The sequence below is a fragment of the Nocardia sp. NPDC049707 genome, from assembly GCF_040674855.1.
In the GTDB taxonomy this organism is placed as follows: Bacteria; Actinomycetota; Actinomycetes; order Mycobacteriales; family Mycobacteriaceae; genus Nocardia.
The window spans coordinates 12870-35322 of record NZ_JBFANN010000029.1 but is presented as its reverse complement, the minus strand read 5'-3'; the positions used below and the strand labels follow the sequence as shown (position 1 = coordinate 35322).

The following is a 22453-nucleotide window of genomic DNA, read 5'->3' as shown; positions in this document are numbered from 1 at the left end:
TCGCTCAGCGACACCACGCGAGTCGGGTCGAGCCGCGGGTTCGGCTCGGTCGCGCTTTATTCTCGGAGCCGACGGTCTCAGACAGCTAGGTGCGGAGCGAAGATGGAACGGCGCATGATCGGGGAACTTGTGCGGGTGCCCGCCGGGGCAATCCACGTCCGGCAGGACGGGCCCGTCGATGGCAAGCCCATCGTATTGCTGCACGGGTTCGAGGGCTCGGTGCACTGGTGGGACGGGCTGGTCCCGCTGCTGGCCGACACCTACCGGGTGATCCGGGTCGATCTGCTCGGATTCGGTTGCACCACAGGAGAACCCGGTTTCGATCAGCGCTCGCAGAGCGAAATGCTGACCGCGGTACTCCAGCAGCTCGATGTCACCGATGCCACCGCGGTCGGACATTCGTGGGGTGCGGACAGCGCGCTCGGACTCGCCGAGCTGTCAGGTCGGGTCAGCGAGGTCGTCGTGGTCGACCAGGCCCCGGACTGCGATGAGCTCCGAATTCTTCAGGCAATGCGCCCGGTGCTGCGGCTGCTCGCCTTGGCGCCGATCGGGCAGAGCGTGCATGCGCTGCTGAATAACAGCTGGGTTTTGCGTCGCGCGCTGGCCACCGGATTCGCATCCGGATTCGATCCGGATGCCACCGGCACGGGCTGGTCCCAGCTGCGCTCGGATCACCGTGCCATGTCCTGGCGCGCCTATCGCGCCGTCCTGGTCGAACGTCCGCGGGCGCTGGCGGCACGGCCGCTGGATGTGCAGATCCACGCTCTCGGCCTGCCCGCCTTGGTGATTCACGGGAGATACGACAGCCTCTACGGTTGGCGTAACACCATCGACCGATACGCCGCCGCGGGCGCGCGGATCGAAGTGATCGAGACCGCAGGGCACGCACCCAATGTCGAAACCCCGGACCAGGTGGCCGCCGTACTCCGCGACTTCCTCGCCGATCCGAGCCGATCCCGTTCGGCCGCAAGTTGACTCGGTGCACCATGCGCTGCCGCATAGGCAGTGACCACCTCGGGCAACCTGCCGCTGGATGTGCGTGCAGCTTTCAGCGGGTGCCGAGGCGGCCGGGGGTTGCCGATTCGATGAGGCACCAGGCCTGTTCGAGCGGAATGTCGACGACGAGGTAGCGCTTTTTGCCGGCTGCGGTGGCGGCCACGACGGTGGCGATGCCGGATCGGCGCTGCCAAAAGGATTGGCGGACCGTCCAGCCGATGATGCCAGGGGCTTCGAGGCAGTCGCGGTCCCGGTGCAGCGAGCCCGAGCGGGTGATGAGCCAGGCCGGACTACTGTCGGTGGCGGGCAGGACGGTGTGGCCGAGGCCGCGGTAACGGTCGGCGGCCAGCGCCACGGCGATCGAGGCCGCGAGTGCGGGCAGCAGCCACCACCATGGTGAAAAGTCCACTCCGGCACGGGAACTGATCAGCATTGCCACTGCGAGGAGCAGGATCGGGCTCAGTGCGCGGGTGTATCGACGGCGGCGCGCGGCCGGGCCGTGCGCGATCAGCGGTGCGGTGCTGACCGTCGCATCGTCGGGCGGCCTGGTGCCCCGGGGGGCGAGCAATTGCGCGAGGGTGCGTTCGATCGCCGAACGCGGTGCCTGGGGCAGGATTTTCTGGCGTGGGCTCTGGCCGGTCATGATGGCTTCGAGCTCGGCGGCACCGGCCAGGCGCAACAGCAGCGGCTCGTTGACGGTCGCGCCGCGGAACCGAGCCAGATCCAGGGTGATCTGCCGGGTCGTGAACAGTCCGTGGCGCAGGTGCAATGTGCGGTCGTTGTCGAGTACACGCAGCCCGAAATAGGTTGTCAGATAACGCGCACAGGCCGCGAGACTGACAATCACCACGATCGCGACGACCAGCAGTGCGACGGTGACGGCGATGAGGACCGCGCTGCTGTCCTCGATACGGAGCACCGCGTCCGAACTGAACATGATTTGGCCGAACCCGTACTGAAATGCCACACCGACGATGGGTGCGATGATCGCGAAACCGGTCAGCGACAGTGGCGCGTAACGCACCCAGCTCGCTCGCCAATGACCGATCTCCCGAGCACTCCCGGATACCGGCAGGTTTTTGCGGAGCGGATCCTCGATTGGAATCTGCTGTCCAACAGCGGATTCCGATGCGGTGTGCGCGAGCAACACGGTCCGCAGCTCGGGCACCACATGCGCATCCAACGCATCGAGCTTGAATTTCTCACCCGAATCCGCGTGTTGCCCAGTCCCTATCGCCAACACCGCCAGCCCGAGCACCCGATGCAATAGATCGGCCTCGATATCGACCGATCGGATCCGTGACCGCGGTACCGACAGCTTCTTGCGTTGAATCAACCCGGTCCGCAACTCGACATGTGTCGGCCCGACCCGATAGGTAGTGGTGAACCAGCGCGTCAGCGCGAAGCCGACGATCGCCGCCAACGCGATGAGCCCCCACAGATGATTACCGGTATTGGTGCCGAGAAGCACCGATCCGATCAGCACCGGAATGAACTTCACGACCTCGTTGATGGGATGTACCAACAACATTCGCTTATCCAGCCGCAACCACGGCTGCGCTGTCTCCGGCACGAGATCGGTCTCCGGTAGGTGCGAATTCACGTCGCATCCCCGCGGTGCAATGCCGCGATTTCGGTCAGCCGCGTGACGGTCTGTTCGGCGACCGGGAGATCGAGCGCGGAGATCCGCACCGCACCGGCCGAGGACGCCGTCGTCACGGTCACCGTCGCCAGCCCGAGAATTCGCTCCAGCGGCCCGCGCTCGGTATCGACGGTCTGCACCCGGGAGATGGGCGCCACCCGGCTCTCCACCGTCAACCACCCGATCCGGGTATACACCGCCTCATCGGTCACCTCCCACCGATGCACCGCATACCGCCACAGCGGCATCACCCCGATGCTCGCGGCCGCGAGCACGAGCCCCACCGCGAACACCACCAACTGCGCACCGCGATGCCCGGAGTCGGCGACAACCCAGACGGTCAGTGCCACGACGGGAATCACCCACCCCAGCGCGGCCTGAATCGTCCACAAGAGCTTGGCCTTGGTGCTCGGACGCCAGGCGGGGTCGGCCATGATCGTGTGCGGCGGCGACATGCTAGCCATGGTTGCACGTCCTCGCTCCGCCCCCAATCCACCTACCTGCATGGGAGTAATTCGCCCGGACAACCTGGAATGCTGCGCGAAGTTATCATCGCTCATAAGTACTGGAAAGACAGCCCAGGATGTTTGGCATCCTCGCCGGTATACAGACCACGGACTCCAAGTGGGGCCGAATCGTACCGGTGGGTTCCTGCTTCGACACGCTGCGCCGGCATCGCTGTCGGACTTACCTGCGCTCCACAGGCGCTTAGCCTCTCCGCCTGCCCAGCGGCGAGGATATTGATCGCGGCATTGTGATCGCGGTCGTGTACTGCGCCACAGCGGCATGTCCACGATCGGATTTGCAATGGTTTGCTTCCGCCTGCTGCTCCACACCGCGAGCAGACCTGGGACGATGGGTACCATCGGCTGATCTTGGCGAAACTCCGCCCATATCGGGCGGCCTTCTCTTCGATCATCCGGATGAACATCCCCCACCCGGCGTCGTGTACCGACTTCGCCAGGCGAGTACGTGCCAGGCCCGTGACACAAAGATCCTCGACGTAGACCGCTTGGTTCTCGCGGACGATCGCAGTGGAATATTTGTGTGCGAAGTCGCGGCGTGTGTCGGCGACTTTGCCATAGGCCCTGGCAAGCTGCACCCGGGCCTTGGCGTAGTTCTTGCTGCCCTTCCTCCTGCGTGACAGTGCCCGGTGTGCCCTCTTCAGCTTGCGTTCGGCTCGGCGCAGCACTCGTGGATTGTCTATGATCTTTCCATTCGACAGAACCGCGAATCTCGTCAAACCAAGGTCGATACCGACCTCGGAATCCGACGTGGGCAATGGACAAGTGGTCACTTCGACTACGAATGACGCGAAGTACCTGTCGGCGGCATCTTTGATGATCGTGACCGACGATGGCTGCGACGGCAATCGCCGAGACCAGGCGACTGCAATGTCTCCGATCTTGGGAAGCCGTAGCTTGTCTGCAGCGGTAACAGTAAAGCGCGCGTTGCGGGTGAATCGGATTGATTGCCGATGGTCGCGGCGAGACCGAAACCGTGGTGCTGCGATCTTAGAGCCCTTGCGCTTTCCCGACATCGATGCGAAGAAGTTGTGGTAGGCGGTGTTCAGGTCGGCCAGGGCCTGCTGCAACACAACACTGGATGTCTTGGCCAACCATGCGCGCTCCGGTGTCTGCTTAGCTTGGGTGAGTGCCCTCGATAATTCCGCGTTCGAGATACACCGTCCTTCCGCGTATGCCTGCCGTCGCGCAGCCAATGCGTCGTTGAACACTACTCGCGCGCAGCCGAACGCCTGTGCCAACGACTGCTTTTGGCTGCGAGTGGGGTAGAGGCGAAAGTTGTACCGCAGCTGCATGTCGTCGATCCTTACACCAGGGTCCGACACATTGGACAGCTGACATCTTCGTGGTTATTCGCAGTCGTGGCCAGTGGTGCATCGACGCGGACTCGAGGACTGGAGTCAACTGTATCGCTGACGCGGAATACTGTGGCGTGGTGCACGGTTGTCTTCGCTCGAAGCATCGAAGGGAGACATGTCCGGATGTGTAGCGCATGATCGAGGGCGTGACCGAGCTAGCGACCCCGAGCGTCCCGCCAACACCGCCTACGCCATCGGCAATGCGCCGTGCGCTGCGGCGGGCCCGCGACGGCGTGACACTGAATGTGGACGAGGCGGCCGTGCTGTTGCACGCACGCGGCGAGGACCTCGTCGACCTGTGTCGCAGCGCCGCCCGGGTGCGCGATGCCGGACTGGAATCGGCGGGTCGGCCGAAGACCATCAGCTATTCGCGCAATGTCTTCATCCCGCTGACCAAGCTCTGCCGGGACAAATGCCACTACTGCACCTTCGTCACGGTGCCGGGCAAGCTGCGTGCCGAGGGTAAAGGCATGTTCCTGGAGCCCGACGAGGTGCTGGATATCGCGCGCCGCGGTGCCGAGCTCGGCTGCAAAGAGGCGCTGTTCACTCTCGGCGACCGGCCCGAGGACCGCTGGCCGGAGGCCGCGCAGTGGCTCGACGAACGCGGCTACGACTCCACCCTGGATTACTTGCGCGCCGTTTCGATCATGGTGCTCGAGGAGACCGGTCTGCTGCCGCATCTGAATCCGGGCGTGATGAGCTGGGCGGAGATCTCGCGGCTCAAGCCGGTGGCGCAGTCCATGGGCATGATGCTCGAGACCACCGCCACCCGCCTGTTCTCCGAAAAGGGCAACTGCCATTACGGAAGTCCGGATAAGGATCCGGCGGTGCGGCTGCGCGCGATTACCGATGCCGGTCGGCTTTCGGTGCCCTACACCACCGGCATTCTGGTCGGCATCGGCGAAACGCTGACCGAGCGCGCCGAGTCGATCATGGCGATTCGCAAGCAGCACAAGGCATTCGGGCATATCCAGGAAGTGATCATCCAGAACTTCCGTGCCAAGGACGACACCGCCATGCGCGACGTTCCGGACGCGGGTATGACCGAGTTCCTGGCCACCATCGCGGTCACCCGGCTGCTGCTCGGTCCCGACGTTCCGGTGCAGGCGCCGCCGAATCTGGTATCGCACGCGGAATGTCAGGCCCTGATCGATGCGGGCATCGATGACTGGGGCGGCGTCTCGCCGGTCACCCCCGACCACGTGAATCCGGAACGGCCCTGGCCGAACCTAGATACGCTGCGCGAAATCACCGAGGCCGCAGGCTACCAACTCGTCGAACGCACCTCGGCGCACCCGAAATACGTGCGCGCGGGCAACCCTTGGGTCGATCCGCGCATCGGCGTACACGTCGCCGCGCTCACCGATCCGAAAACCGGTCTGGCGAATCCGGACGCGGTTCCGGTTGGGCTGCCCTGGCAGGAACCGGACGAGTCGTGGGAATCCGCGGGCCGCATCGACCTCAATACCTCGATCGATACCGAGGGCCGCAATACCGAGAGCCGCAGCGATTCCGCACTCGGCGGTGGCAGCCCGGGTAACCACGGAGGAACCCCTGAACGCCGCCGATCCGACACCGATGTCGTCGGGGCCTTCGGTGACTGGGACACCATTCGCGAACAGGCCAGGGACCTCGCCGTCACGGCACCCGAGCGGCTCGACTCCGATGTGCTCGCCGCGCTGCGTGCCGCCGAGAACGATCCGGCCGGGCTCACCGATGCCGAATACCTCGCGCTGGCAACGGCCGACGGACCAGCATTGGATGCGGTGGCCGCACTCGCCGACCAACTGCGCCGCGATGTCAATGGCGACGATGTCACCTACGTGGTGAACCGGAATATCAACTTCACCAATATCTGCTACACCGGCTGCCGCTTTTGCGCATTCGCCCAGCGCAAGGGCGATGCCGACGCCTTCACCCTGAGCATGGACGAGGTCGCCGACCGCGCCTGGGAGGCGCACGTCGACGGCGCGACCGAAATCTGCATGCAGGGCGGCATCGATCCCGACCTCCCGGTCACCGGCTATGCCGATCTGGTGCGTGCGATCAAACAGCGGGTGCCATCGATGCATGTGCACGCGTTCAGCCCGATGGAGATCGTGAACGGCGCCTCGCGCGGTGGGCAGAGTATCCGCGACTGGCTGGTCGCGCTGAAGGAAGCCGGGCTGGACACAATTCCCGGGACGGCCGCGGAGATCCTCGACGACGAGGTGCGCTGGGTGCTCACCAAGGGCAAGCTGCCGACCTCCGCATGGGTCGAGGTGATCACCACCGCACATCAGGTAGGCGTGCGTTCGAGTTCCACGATGATGTACGGCCACGTCGACAATCCCCAGCACTGGGTCGGACATCTGCGGGTGCTGCGCGGAATCCAGGACGAGACAGGCGGTTTCACCGAATTCGTCCTGCTGCCGTTCGTGCACCAGAGCGCACCGCTGTACCTGGCCGGTGCGGCGCGGCCGGGCCCGACCATTCGGGACAACCGCGCGGTGCACGCCCTCGCGCGGATCATGTTGCACGGCCGCATCGATAACATCCAGACCAGCTGGGTGAAACTCGGCACAGTGGGCACCCGGATAATGCTCAACGGCGGTGCCAACGACCTGGGCGGGACCTTGATGGAGGAGACCATCTCCCGCATGGCCGGATCGCAACACGGCTCCGCCAAGACCGTCGCGGAACTCGCCGAGATCGCCGAGGGTATCGGCCGGCCCGTGCGCGAGCGCACCACCACTTATGGGGTACCACCACGGAAGATCTCCACGTCGCTGCCACTGACGGTGGGCTAGCGGCACCGGGTCGATACCGGATTCCCGGACGTCGCGCTCCGACGATTCGCAAACGCGCGGATGCCGGGGTGTTTCGAATCCAGCGAGTGGCACGCGGGACGAAGTTAGTTAGGGCAGGCTGGCCTGGAGTAACCTGGGCTATCGGGATAATGTGACGCTGGGCGGACTATCCCTGTGAGGACAGACTAGGAGAGCGGCAGTGCCGTACATCATCGCTGAACCGTGCGTTGACGTGAAGGACAAGGCATGCATCGAAGAATGCCCCGTGGACTGTATCTACGAGGGTGGTCGCATGCTGTACATCCATCCCGACGAGTGCGTGGACTGTGGTGCATGTGAGCCGGTGTGCCCGGTGGAGGCGATCTTCTATGAAGACGACACCCCGGACCAGTGGAGCGGATACGTGAATGCCAATGTCGACTTCTTCGACGAGCTGGGTTCGCCCGGCGGTGCGACGAAGGTCGGCAAGGTGGATTACGACCCGCCGCTCATCAAGCAGCTGCCGCCGATGGCGACCGAATGAGTATTGGGTACTGAGTGAGTTCTGTGTCACCGCGTCGCCGCGGCGGGAGTGACGGCCCCGGAGGAGGCAGCCTGCGTAACCACGGAGGGGCCCACTCCCGCAGCCGTCGGACACCGCTCAGCGGTCTGCTGCCGGATTTCCCCTGGGACACCATCGCGACAGTGAAGGCGAAGGCCGCCGCGCATCCGGACGGGATCGTCGACCTGTCGGTCGGCACCCCGGTCGATCCGGTGGACCCGCTGATCCGCGCGGCACTGAGTTCGGTCGCCGAGGTGCCCGGCTATCCGACCACGCACGGTACGCCCGAACTGCGGGCCGCGGCGGTCGACGCACTGAAGCGGCGGTACGGGATCACCGGACTCGACCCGGCCGCGGTGCTGCCGGTGATCGGCACCAAGGAACTGATCGCCGGACTGCCGCGGCTGCTCGGCCTCGGCGCGGACGACCTGGTCGTCATTCCAGAGGTCGCCTACCCGACCTATGAGGTGGGTGCGCTGCTGGCCGGTGCCAAGGTGGTGCGGGCGGATGGCCTGACTCGGTTGGGTCCGCAATCGCCTGCCCTTATCTATGTGAACTCGCCGTCGAACCCGACGGGGAAGGTGCTCGGTGTCGAGCATCTGCGCAAGGTGGTGCAGTTCGCGCGTGAGCGCGGCACGATCGTGGCTTCCGACGAGTGCTACCTCGGCCTGGCTTGGGAAGGTCGGGCTGTCTCGATCCTCGACCCCGAGGTTTGCGATGGCGACCACACCGGTCTGCTCGCGATGCATTCGCTCTCGAAGACCTCCAACCTGGCCAGCTACCGGGCCGGATTCGTGGCAGGCGATGCGGAACTCGTCACCGAATTGCTAGAGGTGCGTAAGCACTCCGGCATGATGGTGCCGTTCCCGATCCAGGCGGCCATGACCGCCGCACTCGGTGACGACGCCCATGAAGCGCGGCAACGGGAGCGCTACCGTGCGCGTCGTGATGTGCTGCGAAAGGCGTTGCAGGACGCCGGTTTCCGGATCGATCACTCCGAGGCGGGCCTCTACCTGTGGTCCACCAGGGGCGAGCCGTGCCGCACCACCCTGGACTGGCTGGCCGAACGCGGCATTCTCGCGGCACCCGGTGACTTCTATGGACCGGGCGCGGGGGAGTACGTGCGCATCGCACTGACCGCCTCCGACGAACGCATCGAGGCCGCGGCGCAGCGCCTGACGGCGAACTCAGAGTCCTGAGTTTCTCTTTCGGTTTGCGGCGGTCGCGAAGCGCGGGTGTGCCCGGATCACGATGTAGCTCACACCGCTGGGGTCATGGACTTCGGTAGATGTCGAGTGTTCCCACTCGGCGGATGAGTACGGCGCGAATCTCGATCACGGCGGAATCGGTGTATTGCCAGGTGATTCGACCATCAGGTGCCATTTCGTCGATGCGATGCCATAAATCGTTCGTTGCCGGTGGACACCCTTTGTCCGGCCTGGTGGCCATGAATTCTCCGGGTGGCATCAGTCGATGCCCGCTCGGCGGCAATGTCAGGACGATCAGGCTTCGACGACACCGAGTAGCGTGCCCAACCCGATGAACAGGAGTCCGACCACCAATGCGGCGATGCCCGCAGCAACACCCGAGTGCCTGCCACCGGCTATCTGAGCCCGCTCCGGGTCCGCAGGATCGACCAGGATCTCGACCGGGAACGGAAAGCTGCGCAGGGTTCCGCCCGAACTCCCGGTCGGGTTCTTGGCAGTCCGTGGCACCCCGTGCTCGTCGACCCATCGCAGAATCCAATATTGGATCGATGAACTCGACGAACTCGATTCCCAGACATAATCTATGACCTCACTCCGGTGGCGCTTCCAATGCCGCCGACGGTCACGCACCTGCCGTAGCTGCCAGATGCCGTTGACGAACAGAAAAATCCCCAAGACCGTAAACCCGATGGCCATCCAGGTGTCGGTCTCCATGACCAGAACATTAGACCGCCTGTGGTCGGCCCGGCACACACGCTCCGTCACGTCCCGTTGATCATGCGGCGGCGGGGCAAGGGTCGGGGTTCTCGCCGCATCCGGTGACTTCTATGGACCGGGCGGGGGAGTACCTACCAGTGCGGTGGCCAGGTTGTCGAGTCGGCCGAAGGCTCGGGCCAGGCCCACGTGGTCGCTGTAGTCGCGGGATTCGACGATGAGGCCATCACGGACCCGCACCACGAAGATGCACGGGATTGAGAAAGGGCGGCCGTTCGCCGAACCGGTGTAGCTGAATTCGTAGATGACCACCTCGGGATCAGCGGTTTCGTGGACCTGCCCCACCGGCTCGAACCGGTCGGCTCCGCTTACCCGGGCCGGTCCCTCGGCGAAGTGGCGACGTAGCTCGGCGCGGGTGTGCAACGGTGTGTCGCCGAGCGGTGCGAAGGGGTGTCGCACATCGGTCTGTTCGGCGTAGAGGCTGGCGAGATGATCCAGTTGCGCCTGTTTCTCCTGCTCGGTGAGGTTGCGGGAGACCAAGCGGTTGACCCCGGCGGCAACGGCGCGGACAACATCGGCTGGCGTCGACGGCTCTGGCATGGCGTTCCTTTGAAATAATCGGAGTCTGGACTTCGGTAACTGTACCGAAGTCCAGACTCCGGATTAAAGTGCCGAACCGGAGACTGAAGGGAGGTCCGAATGCGCCAGGACGCGCGGGAGAACCGGGAACGGATCCTGACCGCGGCCGAGGACGTCTTCGGTGCGCACGGGGGCTCCGGATCGACCGAGGAGGTGGCCCGGCGGGCCGGCGTCGGCATCGCCACGGTCTTTCGTCACTTCCCCACCAAGGAGGAGTTGATCGAGGCGGCGCTGCTGCGACATTTCGATCAGCTCACCGAACGCGCCCACGCGCTCGTCGTTGACGCAGACCCGGCCGTGGCATGGCGCACCCTGGTGCGGGTGATGATCGAAACCGGCGCCACGAAATTGACACTGGTCTCGACGTTGGCCGACCGCAAGGGGGTCCCGGACGGCGCAGCCACCGCGTCGAAACGGCTGAAGGTCGTGGTCGGCGAGGTCCTGCGGCAGGCGCAGGAGGTCGGCGCGGTGCGTCCTTCGGTTACGGTCGAGGAGGTCTATCTGCTGATCCGCGGGCTGGCTCAAGCGTCAGCGACGATACCGGTGCGGCCTGACATCCTGAACCGCGCCATCGACGTCGTGCTCACCGGGCTATCTCGGTGACCTGCAGCGCCACGACGTAGGTCGTCGATGATCCGGTCACAATGCCCCACGGTGCCACGGCCTGACCAGGAAGAATCCGCGCACACCGGCAACCGCATCGTCGTCACCGGTGGCGCTGGATTCCTCGGCTCGCACCACTCGGTGACTTGGCCGAGCGCGGGGAGTGCATGCACATTGCGCTGAATGCCTCCGACGAACGCATCGAGGCCGCCGCCCAGCGCCTGACGGCGAATTCAAAGTCCTGAGTCTTTCTTTCGGCTTGCGACGGTCGCGAAGCGCGGATGTGCCCGGATCACGATGTACCGCCTGTCGGCGGTGATCCGGGCGTGGACGTGGGTTGACGAACGATCGAATACGGCCACGGTGAGGAGTAGGCCGATCGGAAGCCAACCCGGGATCACGACAAACGCCAGCGGAAGTAGCAGGTTCTCCAGATCCCGTTGTCGCGCAACGACCAGGGCCACAATGGTGAGCATCGCGCACAGCACAAGGAAGTAGCCGATCCAGCGGAATACCAGGGCGCGGCGGTGGCAGCTTGCACAAATCGGCCATTCGCCGTGTACGAAGACAGCTTCGCTATTGATCGGACGTCCCCGGAGTGCCTTCCGAATGCCGAGCTCCGGAATTTTCGGCAAGTCTCGGAGCTTTGGCCTGGCGTACCCATTGTTCATGGTGTAGCCGAATTTCAATACGCTGCGAGCCCCGAATTGGTCGCCACTGGCGTAGAAACCGGGCGAGCCTTTTCGGGATTCGACAGCAGGGCGGCCGTGATCGGCGCATACGTCCGGCAGGCCAGCGCGCAACATCATTCCTACCGACCTCCCGCGCTGCGGCAGAAGTCCGGCCCCTGGGCGGTGTCCGATCGGGAACCTGACCTCCTGCCAGGGAGTTCGTTGTCGCGTGAGCACGGTCTTCTAGTCGCGAATACCGACGCTGCCGCCCGCGAGCCAGGCCACCTCGACGCAGTCGGTATGGCCGCCGCTGTGGCTGCTCTTGAACCAGTTCGCCTGGGACAGGTTAGCTTTCACGCTTCATGCTCCCGTGAATTCGCCCTCCCGCATGCCTGCGGCGAAGGCGTCCCACTCGGCCGGGGTGAAGACCAGTGCTGGACCGGTTGGGTTCTTCGAGTCGCGGATACCGACGTCGCCGCCCGCGAGCCATGCCACCTCAACGCATGCGCCTTGGCTGCCACTGTGACTGCTCTTGAACCAGGGTGCTTGGGATAGGTCAGTGCTGGTCACGCTCAAACTCCTTCGTCACCCGGCGAATCAGCTCCCGGGTCCGTCCTTCATCCAGCGATACGCTTCGAATGGCCGCCGCAAGCTCACTATAGAGCCGTACCTCCTCAGGCTTCTCGAGGTAGACATCCGGGGTCGGCCCGCCTTCCAGGTAGACGATTGGCGGCTCGATGGGGTCATTCCGAGTGCCTGCATCGAAATACAGAATGGCGAACAAGCGATACGGCATTCCCCAAGTCAGCCCCGCTTCGAAGGGATGTATTCGCAGCGTGACGTTATTCAACTTCGAGATCTCGGCAAGGTGTCGGAGCTGCGCTGCCATGATCCTGCGGTTGCCGACCACCCTGTGTAGGGCTGACTCGTGAAGTAGGACTTCCAGCGCCACCGGGTTTGTCTTGCGGGTAACGATGGCTTGTCGCTTCAGTCGATGCTCCACTCGACGGTCGATGTCGTCGCGGCTACTGAATCCAGGGTATGCGCTGATGATGGCGCGGGCGTAATCGGCTGTTTGCAGCAGACCCGGAATGTGCTCGTGGTAGGTGATCTGTTGCCGCGCAGCAGCTTCGAGTCCGACATACATGTTGTACGCATCGGAGTACAAGCCGCCGTACGCGTGGTACCAGCCCTGTGTCCTGGCCAGAGCCGCCAAATCGACGGCGGAATCGGTCTCGCTGGGATCGACGCCGTAAAGCTCGCAGAGCGCGCGGACATCCTGCTTGCGCACTTTCTGGGTCTGGCCCGCCTCGATCCGTTGTAAGGCCGATGCAGATAGGTCGACCAACTTTGCGGCGGCGGCGATGGTGAAGCCGTTCGCGTCGCGCTGGTCGTGTAGGAACCGGCCGAGCTGGCGTCGCGGTAACGTCGAGCTGGGCGTGGCATCAGAGTCGGCATCAGTGCCAGTCATTATCTTCCCCCTTGTCGCGGAAACGGATTGGAACAGTCAAGCAATCGGGTCTGTTGTACCGCACTATCGGGTTGGGCCGTGGGTTTTTGGGTGAATTCTCATCGGGTACCCAATTGTGCTGCATCCGCGACAGATTGGTGGTGTGCTGAGTCAGGCGTTCGGGTGTCACCGCAGGTCGGAACACGTGAGAACATCCCGATTCTGCCGGCACCGCAACAACATCGACGACACGCTCCTCGGCTCGGTGAACTCCTCACGAGCCGATCCGCTACCCCGCTGATTCGTTGTCTCCGCCTGCCCGGACGCCTGACAGATCTCGTATACCGACCAGGTTCCGGGGAGGGACCCACATGACCCACACGCAAGCCATCGAGCCGTCGCCGTGCACCGGTAAGCCCAAGGCGATCGGGTTCGTTCGCGCGGATGTCTCCGGACTGCACGCGCCTCGCCATGCCAGCGAAATACGCAGGCACGCAGGCATATTGGGGTATCGATACGTTTACACCGTCCGTCCACCAGGGGACGAGCCCGACCCGATCGGGTACGTCCTCACCGTGGCAGCAGGCCTCGAGATCGAGGTCATTGTGGTTTTCGAGCTGGCGCATGTGAACGATCAACCCGCACTGATCTGCGATCACGGGTACGACCTGGAAACTGTTTGCCCGCAAAGCACTTGGGCACGCACCGCGCTGCCCGTGCTCGGTACCGAAACGAGGGCGGCGTGTTGAGCGAGGATACGATCGCCACTGCACCGGCCATCTGCGGCAGCGCTGAAATCGAGCTGGCACACCAGCAGATGCGGCGACATCGAGCGTGCCGGATCGAGACATGTGCCTGGAAATGGGTCGCGTACCACACCCTCGTGGCCAATGGCAGGATCGCGCCGCAGAGAGTGAGTCCGCGCGAGCGCGCGCATCGGCGCGGCATCGAATTTCCCATCGCGCCGTCGCTTACCGACGGATCGCTGTCTGCCTGCGGCACAACGGAATTCACGCTGTTACAGCGGGTGCTCGACGGCCTTCTGCAAGATATGCGCGCCCCTCTGGGGGACGGCTGCGAGGGGGAGCGACGGTGAGTCCGTGGCATGTGGTGTCCAGCGTGGTGGCGGTACTCGGCGGGGGTGTGGTCGTGGTGATCGCACTCGGATGCGTATGGCCGGTCGACCGGCCGTACCGCCCCGCCGCACCTCGGCGCGTCAACGCGCAGTGCCCCTTACGTCCCGTCGAGTGGCCGAAGGCGTGGACATGCGACCTGCCGTCCCCGCCGCTGACGCTCGCCGACGCCCATCGCGCGATGCAACTACACCGCGAACACAACTGTGCCCGAAAGCGGGCCGCGTTCGCGACACTGGTCGCGGCAGGGCACGCCACACCTGATTCGGCACGTCGGGGCCGTTGGTGGGAGGTGCCCTTGTGAATGATCGCCCATCCATGAAGGACGAATCCCCGCATACCGGTAACCACATCGTCGTTACCGGCGGTGCTGGATTCCTCGGCTCGCACCTGTGCCGTGCACTGCTCGCGCGCGGAGACCGGGTCACCGCGATCGATAACCTCAGCACCGGCCGTCGGGCGGCCGTCGAAAACCTCATGGCACACCCGCATTTCACCCTCCGCACCGCGGATGTGACCACACCCGGCGCATTCGACGACCTCGCCACGATCACCCATATCGCGCATCTCGCCTGCCCTGGGAGTCCGAAAGCCACCGTCCGGCGGCCGACGGATACCCTTCGAACGGCCTCGACTGGAACCCTGGCCGCTCTCGACCTCGCCGCGAGTCGCGACGCGCGCATTGTCGTCGCATCCGGCCCCGAGATTGACGGCGACCTGCGAAACACCGGCCAAGCAGGCGATTTTCACATACACAGGTTGTGTACCCTTCTCGCCGAGATCATCGCCCGCCATTACGGTGGCGTGGACGTGGGCATCGTGCGGCCCTTCGAGGTTTACGGTCCACACCAGTGGCCGGGCGACGGCCGCGTCGCGGCCACGATCTGCGCCGCGGCTCTACGTGATCAGACACTGCAAGTAATCGACGGTGATATGCGATCATTCGTCTACATCGCCGACACCGTCGACGCATTGGTCGCGATGCTCGACAGCACCATGACCGGCCCGGTCGACATCGGCGGCCCCACCGCGGTGACGACCGCCGAATTCGCCCGCACCGCTGTCGCCCTCGCCGGTAGCGGCTGGGTGGAGATCGCCCCCGCCGATATCATCGCGCCGACAACCGCGCACAGCCCGGACCTCGACCGTACCCATGCGCTGTTGGGCTGGCGACCGAGCACACCCCTGGGCAACGGTCTGCGCTACACCCTCGACTGGATGCGCACCATCCTGTCGCCGTATCCACCGTGAGGGCCGGGGCAGTCGATAGCGTCACATCGATAATCCATGGGATTCGGGATGTTTCAGAATGCGCCGCGCGCGCGAGGAGTTCCGTTCAGCCGAGCAGCTTTTTCTGCACCTTCCCCATTGCGTTGCGCGGCAGCGTAGCCACCACGCGGACCTCGCGTGGGCGTTTGTGCGCCGAAAGCTGTTCGGCCACATGGCTGATGAGCGACTGATCGATGGAGTCCGTTGCGGCGCCGCGCAGTACGACGTACGCGACGATCCGCTGCCCGAGATCGGCATCGGGAACGCCTACCACCGCGACCTCGGCCACCTCCGGATGTCCGAGCAGCACGGTCTCGACTTCGCCAGCACCGATGCGATAACCACCGGACTTGATGAGGTCGACCGATTCTCGGCCGACGATGCGGTGCCAACCATCGACATCGATCGCCGCGACATCGCCGGTCTTGAACCAGCCATCCTCGGTCCAGCATTCGGCGGTCGCCTCGGCCCGGTTGTAGTAACCGTCGAACAGCATCGGCCCGCGCACCTGCAGGCCACCGATGTTGTCCCCGTCGTGCGGGACATCCGTACCGGCCTCGTCCCGCAGCCGGGTCTCGACACCCGCGACGGGCGTGCCGACCCAGCCGGGACGGCGTTCCCCATCGAACCGCGTGGACAGCGTGATCATTGTTTCGCTCATCCCGTACCGCTCGATCGGCGCATGCCCGGTGAGTTCGCGCAGCCGCTCGAATACCGGCACCGGCAGCGGCGCACTGCCCGAGACGAGCAGCCGCGCCTCGGCCAATTTCCGTGCCGCATCGGGATCTTCGACAATGCGCGACCATACGGTCGGCACCCCGAAATACAGCGTGCCACGCGCGTCCGCATAGGCCTGCGGTGTCGGCTTGCCGGTGTGGATCAGCGGGCTGCCGACCCGCAGCGGCCCGAGCAATCCGAGAATCAGCCCGTGCACGTGGAACAGCGGAAGACCGTGCACCAGAATGTCGTTCGGCGTCCAGGCCCACGCGTCGGCGAGCGCATCGAGCCCGGCCGCGATGGCACCGCGATTCAGCACGACCCCCTTGGGCAGACCGGTGGTCCCCGAGGTGTACAGCACGAATGCCGGTGTGGCAGGGTCGGGTTCGGGATAGGTATGCCACGAGCGCGCGTGCATGCGCACCGGAACGACCGGCAGATCCGACCCCTCCGGCGCCGCCCCCAGCCACGCCTGGGCACCGGAGTCGGTGAGGATATGCGCCAGCTCGGCGGTCCCCGAATCCGGTGGCACCGGCACCACCGTCACCCCGGCGATCAGACAGCCGACCACCGCGAGCACCGTGGTTACGGTCGGTCGCGCCAGTACCGCCACCCGATCGGCGCGCGCGATGCGCTCGGCCACCGCCGTCGCCGCACCGAGCACATCACTGCGCGACAATGTCGCCCCGTCGATGGTGACGGCATCCGGTATATCCGCTCCCCCGGCAACAGCGAGCGGATTGAGCGAACGAAGCAGCAGCGGCGGACCGAATGACATTCGCTCACGCTACTTCGGCACCACATCGAACCACCACGTTCCCCCGGCGAGCCGCCTCGACCACAACGTGACGGTTGACACGCTCATGAGACGGTGAGAACGTTTAAGTAATTCCTTCTCGAGCTGAGAGCGGGGGCGATGATGACCGGCCCGTTTCGCATACCCGCGCACATACCTGGCGAGGACGCCTTCGATATCGAGCGGCACCTCGACGGTGTCGCCGCATTTCTCGGCGGTACGGCGAATGTCATCATGCAGCTCAGCACGGTGCCGGTCGGCTACGGCGTGCTGGAGAGCACCGTGGACAGCGGCAAGGTCATGCTGCATCCGATCAGGCGGCTGCGCACCACCCTCACCTATCTCTCGGTCGCCATGCTCGGCACCGATGCCGAACGCGACGCCTATCGCGACGCCGTGAACCTGTCGCACCGCTCGGTCAAGTCGACCGCGGCGAGTCCGGTGAAGTACAACGCCTTCGATCCCGCACTCCAGCTCTGGGTGGCCGCCTGCCTCTATTGGGGCGCGCGCGATCTCTACGAGCGCATGCACGGCCCGATGAACGACGCTGACGCGGAAGCCTTCTACCGCTATGGATCTCGACTCGGCACCACGCTGCAAATGCGTCCGGAATCGTGGCCCGCCGACCGCGTCGCCTTCGGCGAATTCTGGACCGAGCAGCTCGCGAAGACCACCATCGATCCCCCGATCCGCGACTACTTCAACGAGCTGATCGATCTGAAAATGCTGCCGCCGCCCGCCCGCTTACCGTTCGCCCGGTTCCACCGCTTCGTGGTCACCGGGCTGCTGCCCGAGCGGCTGCGCGACCAGATGGGCATGACCTGGACCGCGGACGACGATCGGAAACTCGCGGGAATCCTGCGCGCCCTCGGCTCGATCACCGCTCGAATGCCGAAGCAGGCCAGGATGTTTCCGATCAACGCCTACCTGTGGGATATGCGCATCCGCAGGCGGCTCGGCCTGCGCCTGGTGTGATTCATGGGGACGACGGGTGGGTGAATTACAGCCGGAACGAGACCGCCACATGGTCGCGCGCGAACTTGCGGATCGCGGCGTCGTCGTCGAGCGGAAGGACCGTTTGCGGAGTCAGCGCCAAGGACAGCGCCGTCCGGGCGATCATCTCGGCGACCGGTTCCGGATCGTATTCGGGCAATTTGCCCTCCGCCTGCAGTCGGGTTATGAATTCGGCCAGATAGTCGCGGCCGAGTTCGAGCACCGGCGCACCCCTGACCGTGAGATACGGCAGCACAATCTCCGGCTCGGTCTTCAGTAACCGGTCGAGCAGCTTATTGCCGCGCAGTCCGTTCAGGAAGGCGACGAACAACTCCACGATCTGCTCCTCGGCCCCGGCATCGCGATCGACCTGCCGCTGCTGTGCCGCATCCACCTCTTCGACGAATTGGCGCGCCTGCCGCATCCCGACGGCTTGGATGAGATCGGATTTGCTCGCGAAACGCCGATAGAGCGTGGCCAGCGAAAGCCCGCACCGTCGCGCGACCTCTACCATGCTGGTCCGCTTGATACCGAAGTCCAGGAACACCAGCAATGCCGCGTCCAGCACCTGCGTCTGATTGCGGTCCTCCGGACCGGTGCTACGAACCATCGCCAGCAGTCTGGTCAACGCCGCCACAACTTCCACCCCTATTTCCGCTCCATGACACGATGACACCGCTAGCATCGCATGCCATCAGCTTGCGCCACCCATTAACGCCTCCGACGGACCGCCGAAGCCGGTGCGGATGTTCTTTGTTCGACGGGCGCCGCCGCAGCCGATTGGGTAAACCGCTCGTGTGCGGGGATCGTTTGACAGCCTATCGAGATGATGAGAAGGTAAATGTAAATTCTTCTCATCACCTTTCGATTGTCGGTGATCACCCCCGAAAGCCGAGGCCAACGATGACCTTGCCGCTACCCGCGCAGCCGCCCGATCCGCTGCCTACTTGCCGCTACGGCACTGTCGACGACTTCACGATGGACGAGTTCCTAACCGGTGTCGCGGCCTTCCTCGGCGGAACGGCGAATGTCATCGTGCAGCTGAGCCTGCGGCCGGTCGCCTACGGTGTCATGGAGAGCACGGTCGAATCCGGCCGGATCGATGTGCACCCATGGAAGCGGACGCGCACCACGCTGACCTATCTCGCGGTGGCGCTGCTCGGCACCGAGGAAGACCGCGCGAATTATCGCGAGGCCGTCAACGGTTCACATCGCGCGGTGCATTCCAAGCCCGGCGCTCCGATCAAATACAACGCCTTCGACCCGAAACTGCAACTGTGGGTGGCCGCCTGTTTGTACTGGGGCTTGGTCGATCTGGAGGAGCGGCTGCACGGACCGATGGATGAGGACATCGCGGATGTGCTCTACCAGTACGCCGCTCGGCTCGGCACCACCCTGCAGATGCGACCGGACATGTGGCCCCGGGACCGAAAGGCCTTCCAGGAGTACTGGAATGCCAATCTCGCGACCAAATCCGTGGATGACCGCACGCGCGCGTACTTCAATGATCTCATCGATCTGAAAATGGTCGCCTGGCCGGTCCGCACAGTATTCGCCCCGCTGCAGCGGTTCTTGGTGACCGGTCTGCTGCCGCCGCACCTACGCGCCGAGATGCACATGGATTGGAGCGAGCGGCACGAGCGCGTCGCGAATGAACTACTGCGCGCGATCGGTGCCGTGCACCGCCTACTGCCGAAGTTCGCCAGGCTCTTTCCGATGAACCTCTGCCTGTGGGATATGCGCAGGCGGCATCGTCGCGGCCAGCCGCTTGTCTAGGATTTGCTGACCAACGCGCGCAGAAAGAATGTGAGGTTGGCCGGACGTTCGGCGAGGCGGCGGGTCAGATAGCCGTACCACTGGCTGCCATAAGGCACGTATACGCGCATGGCATTGCCCGCGGCGGCCAGCCGCAACTGCTCGGGATCGCGGATGCCGTAGAGCATCTGATGCTCGAAACGGTCTGGGCCACGGCCGGTTTCGGTGGCAAGCCGTTCAGCGGCGAGGATGAGCACCGGATCGTGGGTGGCCACCATCGGGTAGCCGTCGCCGCCCATCAGAATCTCCAGGCAGCGCAGGTAGGAATCGTTCACTTCGGCGGAACGCTGATACGCGACGGTATGCGGTTCCCGATAAGCGCCCTTGCACAGACGAATTCGGGATCCGGGGCCGGACAGTTCCCGGCAGTCCGCCTCGGTGCGATGCAGATGGGCCTGCAATACCGCACCGAGCCAAGGGAATTCGGCGCGCAGCTCACGAACCGCGGCAAGCGTGGCCTCGGTGGTGGTGTGGTCTTCCGCGTCCACAGTGACCCACACCCCGGCCTGAGCCGCCTTGGTGCACACAATGCGCAGGTTCTCGGTGGCGATGGCCGGGCCGTCCGCGGGCAGTGCTTGCCCCAGCGCGGACATTTTCACCGACACCTCGGTGCGTGCCGCGATATCTCGGAAGCCGTTCAATGCCGCCAGATCGTTGATCAGTGCAAGGTATTCGGCCGCCGTGGCATCGGCCTGTGCCCGGTCGGTGGTGTTCTCCCCGAGAAAGTCGACGCTGATCAGCCGACGGCCGGCCAGCAGCTCGCGCGCCACCGCAATCAACTCGTCACGGCCCTCGCCGGCCACGAAGCGCCGGACGATCTCCGCGGTCACCGGCATTCCGGTCAGGATGCGCTGCATCCGCGGGGAAGCGGAGGCCGCGAGGATGACCGGCCGCAGTGGATTCATTCCGACCCCATGTGCGGATACCGGTAATCACCCGGCGGCACGAAGGTCTCCTTGATCGTGCGTGGCGCGACCCAGCGCAGCAGGTTCAGCGGCGAACCTGCTTTATCGTCGGTGCCCGACGCACGCGCACCGCCGAAGGGCTGCTGACCGACGACCGCGCCGGTCGGCTTGTCATTGATGTAGAAGTTGCCCGCGGCGAATCGCAATGCGGCCGAGGCCTGGTCGATGGCCTTGCGGTCCTGAGCGAAGACCGCGCCGGTCAGTGCATAGGGTGCCGCCGACTCCACCTCGGCCAATACCGCGGCGTAGGAGCCGGGTTCGGCATCGTCATAGACGTGCACGGCGAGGATAGGACCGAAATATTCGGTGACGAAGGCGTCGTCGTGCGGATCGTCGACCACCAGCACCGTCGGCCGGACGAACCAGCCCTCGCTGTCGTCGTATGCGCCGCCCGCCGGAATGGCGATACCCGCTGACTTGGCGCGTTCGATGGCGGCCACATTCTTGTCGTAGGCGCGCCGATCGATCAGTGCCCCACCGAAATTCGTCAGATCGGCGACATCGCCGTAGCTGAGTTCACGGGTCAATTGGAGGAAATCGTCACCGATCGTGCGCCACATCGAGCGTGCGATATAGGCGCGGGAAGCCGCCGAACATTTCTGGCCCTGATATTCGTAGGCACCGCGAATCAGCGCGGTACGCAGTGCATCCGGATCGGCGGACGGGTGCGCGACAATGAAGTCCTTACCGCCGGTCTCTCCGACCAGGCGTGGATAGCTGTGGTAGCGCCCGATATTCGCGCCGACCTGGGACCACAGGAACTGAAATGTCTTGGTGGAGCCGGTGAAATGGATACCCCCGAGTCGCGGATCGGCGAGCGCGACCTCCGACAATTCGACACCGTTGCCGGTCACCATATTGATGACGCCAGGTGGCAAACCGGCCGCCTCCAGCAGCCGCATGGTGTAGAAGGCCGCGAGCGTCTGCGTCGGCGAGGGCTTCCACACCACGGTATTGCCCATCAACGCGGGGGCGGTCGGCAGATTGCCCGCGATGGCGGTGAAGTTGAACGGTGTGACCGCATAGACGAACCCCTCCAACGGGCGGTAGTCCATCTGATTCCACACCCCGGCGCTCGACTGCGGCTGCTGCTGCAGAATTTGGCGCGCGAAGGCCACATTGAAGCGCCAGAAGTCGACCAATTCGCACGGCGCATCGATTTCGGCCTGCTGCACCGTCTTGGATTGACCGAGCATGGTGGCGGCGGCGACCGTCTCCCGCCACGGCCCGGCCAACAGATCCGCCGCGCGCAGGAAGATGGCCGCCCGGTCGTCGAAGGTCGTGGTGCGCCAGCCGGGTGCCGCCGCGATCGCGGCCTCGATAGCGCCGTGGGCTTCCGAATGCGTGGTGTCGGTGTAAGTGCCGAGCACATGCCGACGTCGGTGCGGGGCGACGATATCGTGCCGCGTCCCGATGCCCGGCCGGTGTTTGCCACCGATGACCAGCGGAATATCGATGGATTCGGCGGCGATCTCGGTGAGTTTGGTGATCAGCAGTTCCCGCTCGCGGCTGCCCGGCGCATAGGAATGCACCGGCTCGTTGCTCGGGATAGGGACTACCGTGACAGCGTCCATATACCAGGCTAACGCCGTTCCCGGGTCCGTCGGGTGCGACTGCGGGACGTGTCGCC

Annotated in this window: 24 protein-coding genes; 11 read left to right on the top strand and 13 right to left on the bottom strand. The window is 64.7% G+C overall.

All coding sequences use genetic code 11. From position 1 onward, the window contains the following. Positions 1–114 precede the first annotated feature (114 nt). Complete coding sequence (locus AB0J29_RS24025; protein WP_364790233.1) at positions 115–975, top strand: alpha/beta hydrolase; 861 nt, start codon at positions 115–117, stop codon at positions 973–975. A 73-nt stretch (positions 976–1048) separates the two neighbouring features. Here the strand turns inward: AB0J29_RS24025 and AB0J29_RS24020 are convergent, their stop codons facing one another. From AB0J29_RS24020 to AB0J29_RS24010, 3 genes are all read right to left on the bottom strand, one after another. Next, the gene (locus tag AB0J29_RS24020; protein ID WP_364790230.1) at positions 1049–2599 is read right to left on the bottom strand and encodes a PH domain-containing protein; all 1551 of its coding nucleotides are present in this window, start codon (positions 2597–2599) and stop codon (positions 1049–1051) included. After that, complete coding sequence (locus tag AB0J29_RS24015; protein WP_364790421.1) at positions 2596–3093, bottom strand: PH domain-containing protein; 498 nt, start codon at positions 3091–3093, stop codon at positions 2596–2598. The genes AB0J29_RS24020 and AB0J29_RS24015 overlap by 4 nt, the downstream gene beginning before the upstream one ends. Before the next feature lie 101 nt (positions 3094–3194). Further along, complete coding sequence (locus AB0J29_RS24010; RefSeq protein WP_364790227.1) at positions 3195–4457, bottom strand: transposase; 1263 nt, start codon at positions 4455–4457, stop codon at positions 3195–3197. A gap of 197 nt (positions 4458–4654) precedes the next feature. Here AB0J29_RS24010 and AB0J29_RS24005 point away from each other — a divergent pair, with 197 nt between their 5' ends. The 3 genes from AB0J29_RS24005 to dapC all read left to right on the top strand — a co-directional run bounded on the left by AB0J29_RS24005 (position 4655) and on the right by dapC (position 9049). Continuing rightward, the gene (locus tag AB0J29_RS24005) at positions 4655–7309 is read left to right on the top strand and encodes a bifunctional FO biosynthesis protein CofGH (protein ID WP_364790224.1); all 2655 of its coding nucleotides are present in this window, start codon (positions 4655–4657) and stop codon (positions 7307–7309) included. A 199-nt stretch (positions 7310–7508) separates the two neighbouring features. Beyond that, positions 7509–7832: a ferredoxin gene (gene fdxA, locus AB0J29_RS24000; RefSeq protein WP_364493041.1), complete on the top strand. Its 324-nt coding sequence runs from the start codon at positions 7509–7511 to the stop codon at positions 7830–7832. 71 nt (positions 7833–7903) lie between these two features. After that, positions 7904–9049: a succinyldiaminopimelate transaminase gene (gene dapC, locus AB0J29_RS23995; RefSeq protein WP_364790418.1), complete on the top strand. Its 1146-nt coding sequence runs from the start codon at positions 7904–7906 to the stop codon at positions 9047–9049. Positions 9050–9352: 303 nt separating this feature from the next. Here dapC and AB0J29_RS23990 read toward each other — a convergent pair whose 3' ends face one another. After that, positions 9353–9772, bottom strand: a complete 420-nt coding sequence (locus AB0J29_RS23990; RefSeq protein ID WP_364790221.1) for a DUF3592 domain-containing protein — start codon at positions 9770–9772, stop codon at positions 9353–9355. 111 nt (positions 9773–9883) lie between these two features. Next, on the bottom strand, positions 9884–10372 hold the full coding sequence (locus AB0J29_RS23985; RefSeq protein ID WP_364790218.1) for a nuclear transport factor 2 family protein: 489 nt from the start codon (positions 10370–10372) through the stop codon (positions 9884–9886). Between the two features lie 99 nt (positions 10373–10471). On the opposite strand from AB0J29_RS23985, the gene AB0J29_RS23980 reads away from it, so the two are divergent. Next, positions 10472–11014, top strand: coding sequence for a TetR/AcrR family transcriptional regulator (locus tag AB0J29_RS23980; protein ID WP_364790215.1), 543 nt, complete (start codon positions 10472–10474; stop codon positions 11012–11014). A gap of 233 nt (positions 11015–11247) precedes the next feature. Here the strand turns inward: AB0J29_RS23980 and AB0J29_RS23975 are convergent, their stop codons facing one another. The 4 genes from AB0J29_RS23975 to AB0J29_RS23960 form a co-directional block, all read right to left on the bottom strand. Further along, positions 11248–11823, bottom strand: a complete 576-nt coding sequence (locus AB0J29_RS23975; protein WP_364790212.1) for a hypothetical protein — start codon at positions 11821–11823, stop codon at positions 11248–11250. 105 nt (positions 11824–11928) lie between these two features. Beyond that, positions 11929–12042 carry a DUF397 domain-containing protein gene (locus AB0J29_RS23970; protein ID WP_364790209.1) on the bottom strand — a complete coding sequence of 38 codons (114 nt, stop codon included), beginning with the start codon at positions 12040–12042 and terminating at the stop codon, positions 11929–11931. 3 nt (positions 12043–12045) lie between these two features. After that, complete coding sequence (locus tag AB0J29_RS23965) at positions 12046–12255, bottom strand: DUF397 domain-containing protein (RefSeq protein ID WP_364790206.1); 210 nt, start codon at positions 12253–12255, stop codon at positions 12046–12048. After that, on the bottom strand, positions 12242–13156 hold the full coding sequence (locus AB0J29_RS23960; RefSeq protein WP_364790203.1) for a helix-turn-helix transcriptional regulator: 915 nt from the start codon (positions 13154–13156) through the stop codon (positions 12242–12244). The genes AB0J29_RS23965 and AB0J29_RS23960 overlap by 14 nt, the downstream gene beginning before the upstream one ends. A 350-nt stretch (positions 13157–13506) precedes the next feature. Here AB0J29_RS23960 and AB0J29_RS23955 point away from each other — a divergent pair, with 350 nt between their 5' ends. From AB0J29_RS23955 to AB0J29_RS23940, 4 genes are read left to right on the top strand one after another with little or no spacing between them, the layout of a single operon-like run. Then, positions 13507–13884, top strand: a complete 378-nt coding sequence (locus tag AB0J29_RS23955; protein ID WP_364790200.1) for a hypothetical protein — start codon at positions 13507–13509, stop codon at positions 13882–13884. Further along, complete coding sequence (locus tag AB0J29_RS23950; RefSeq protein WP_364790197.1) at positions 13878–14231, top strand: hypothetical protein; 354 nt, start codon at positions 13878–13880, stop codon at positions 14229–14231. The genes AB0J29_RS23955 and AB0J29_RS23950 overlap by 7 nt, the downstream gene beginning before the upstream one ends. Then, positions 14228–14572: a hypothetical protein gene (locus AB0J29_RS23945; RefSeq protein ID WP_364790194.1), complete on the top strand. Its 345-nt coding sequence runs from the start codon at positions 14228–14230 to the stop codon at positions 14570–14572. Before AB0J29_RS23950 ends, AB0J29_RS23945 begins: the two co-directional genes overlap by 4 nt. Before the next feature lie 14 nt (positions 14573–14586). Next, positions 14587–15519 carry an NAD-dependent epimerase/dehydratase family protein gene (locus AB0J29_RS23940; RefSeq protein ID WP_364790191.1) on the top strand — a complete coding sequence of 311 codons (933 nt, stop codon included), beginning with the start codon at positions 14587–14589 and terminating at the stop codon, positions 15517–15519. 85 nt (positions 15520–15604) lie between these two features. Here the strand turns inward: AB0J29_RS23940 and AB0J29_RS23935 are convergent, their stop codons facing one another. Next, complete coding sequence (locus AB0J29_RS23935; RefSeq protein ID WP_364790189.1) at positions 15605–17032, bottom strand: acyl-CoA synthetase; 1428 nt, start codon at positions 17030–17032, stop codon at positions 15605–15607. A gap of 138 nt (positions 17033–17170) precedes the next feature. Here AB0J29_RS23935 and AB0J29_RS23930 point away from each other — a divergent pair, with 138 nt between their 5' ends. Next, positions 17171–18025, top strand: a complete 855-nt coding sequence (locus AB0J29_RS23930) for an oxygenase MpaB family protein (protein WP_364790186.1) — start codon at positions 17171–17173, stop codon at positions 18023–18025. Positions 18026–18050: 25 nt separating this feature from the next. On the opposite strand, the gene AB0J29_RS23925 is transcribed toward AB0J29_RS23930, so the two are convergent. Further along, complete coding sequence (locus AB0J29_RS23925) at positions 18051–18680, bottom strand: TetR/AcrR family transcriptional regulator (protein ID WP_364790415.1); 630 nt, start codon at positions 18678–18680, stop codon at positions 18051–18053. Between the two features lie 266 nt (positions 18681–18946). On the opposite strand from AB0J29_RS23925, the gene AB0J29_RS23920 reads away from it, so the two are divergent. After that, positions 18947–19819 carry an oxygenase MpaB family protein gene (locus AB0J29_RS23920; protein ID WP_364790181.1) on the top strand — a complete coding sequence of 291 codons (873 nt, stop codon included), beginning with the start codon at positions 18947–18949 and terminating at the stop codon, positions 19817–19819. On the opposite strand, the gene AB0J29_RS23915 is transcribed toward AB0J29_RS23920, so the two are convergent. Beyond that, complete coding sequence (locus AB0J29_RS23915; RefSeq protein ID WP_364790177.1) at positions 19816–20763, bottom strand: proline dehydrogenase family protein; 948 nt, start codon at positions 20761–20763, stop codon at positions 19816–19818. The genes AB0J29_RS23920 and AB0J29_RS23915 overlap by 4 nt on opposite strands. Continuing rightward, on the bottom strand, positions 20760–22397 hold the full coding sequence (gene pruA, locus AB0J29_RS23910) for an L-glutamate gamma-semialdehyde dehydrogenase (RefSeq protein WP_364790174.1): 1638 nt from the start codon (positions 22395–22397) through the stop codon (positions 20760–20762). The genes AB0J29_RS23915 and pruA overlap by 4 nt, the downstream gene beginning before the upstream one ends. Positions 22398–22453: the final 56 nt, after the last annotated feature.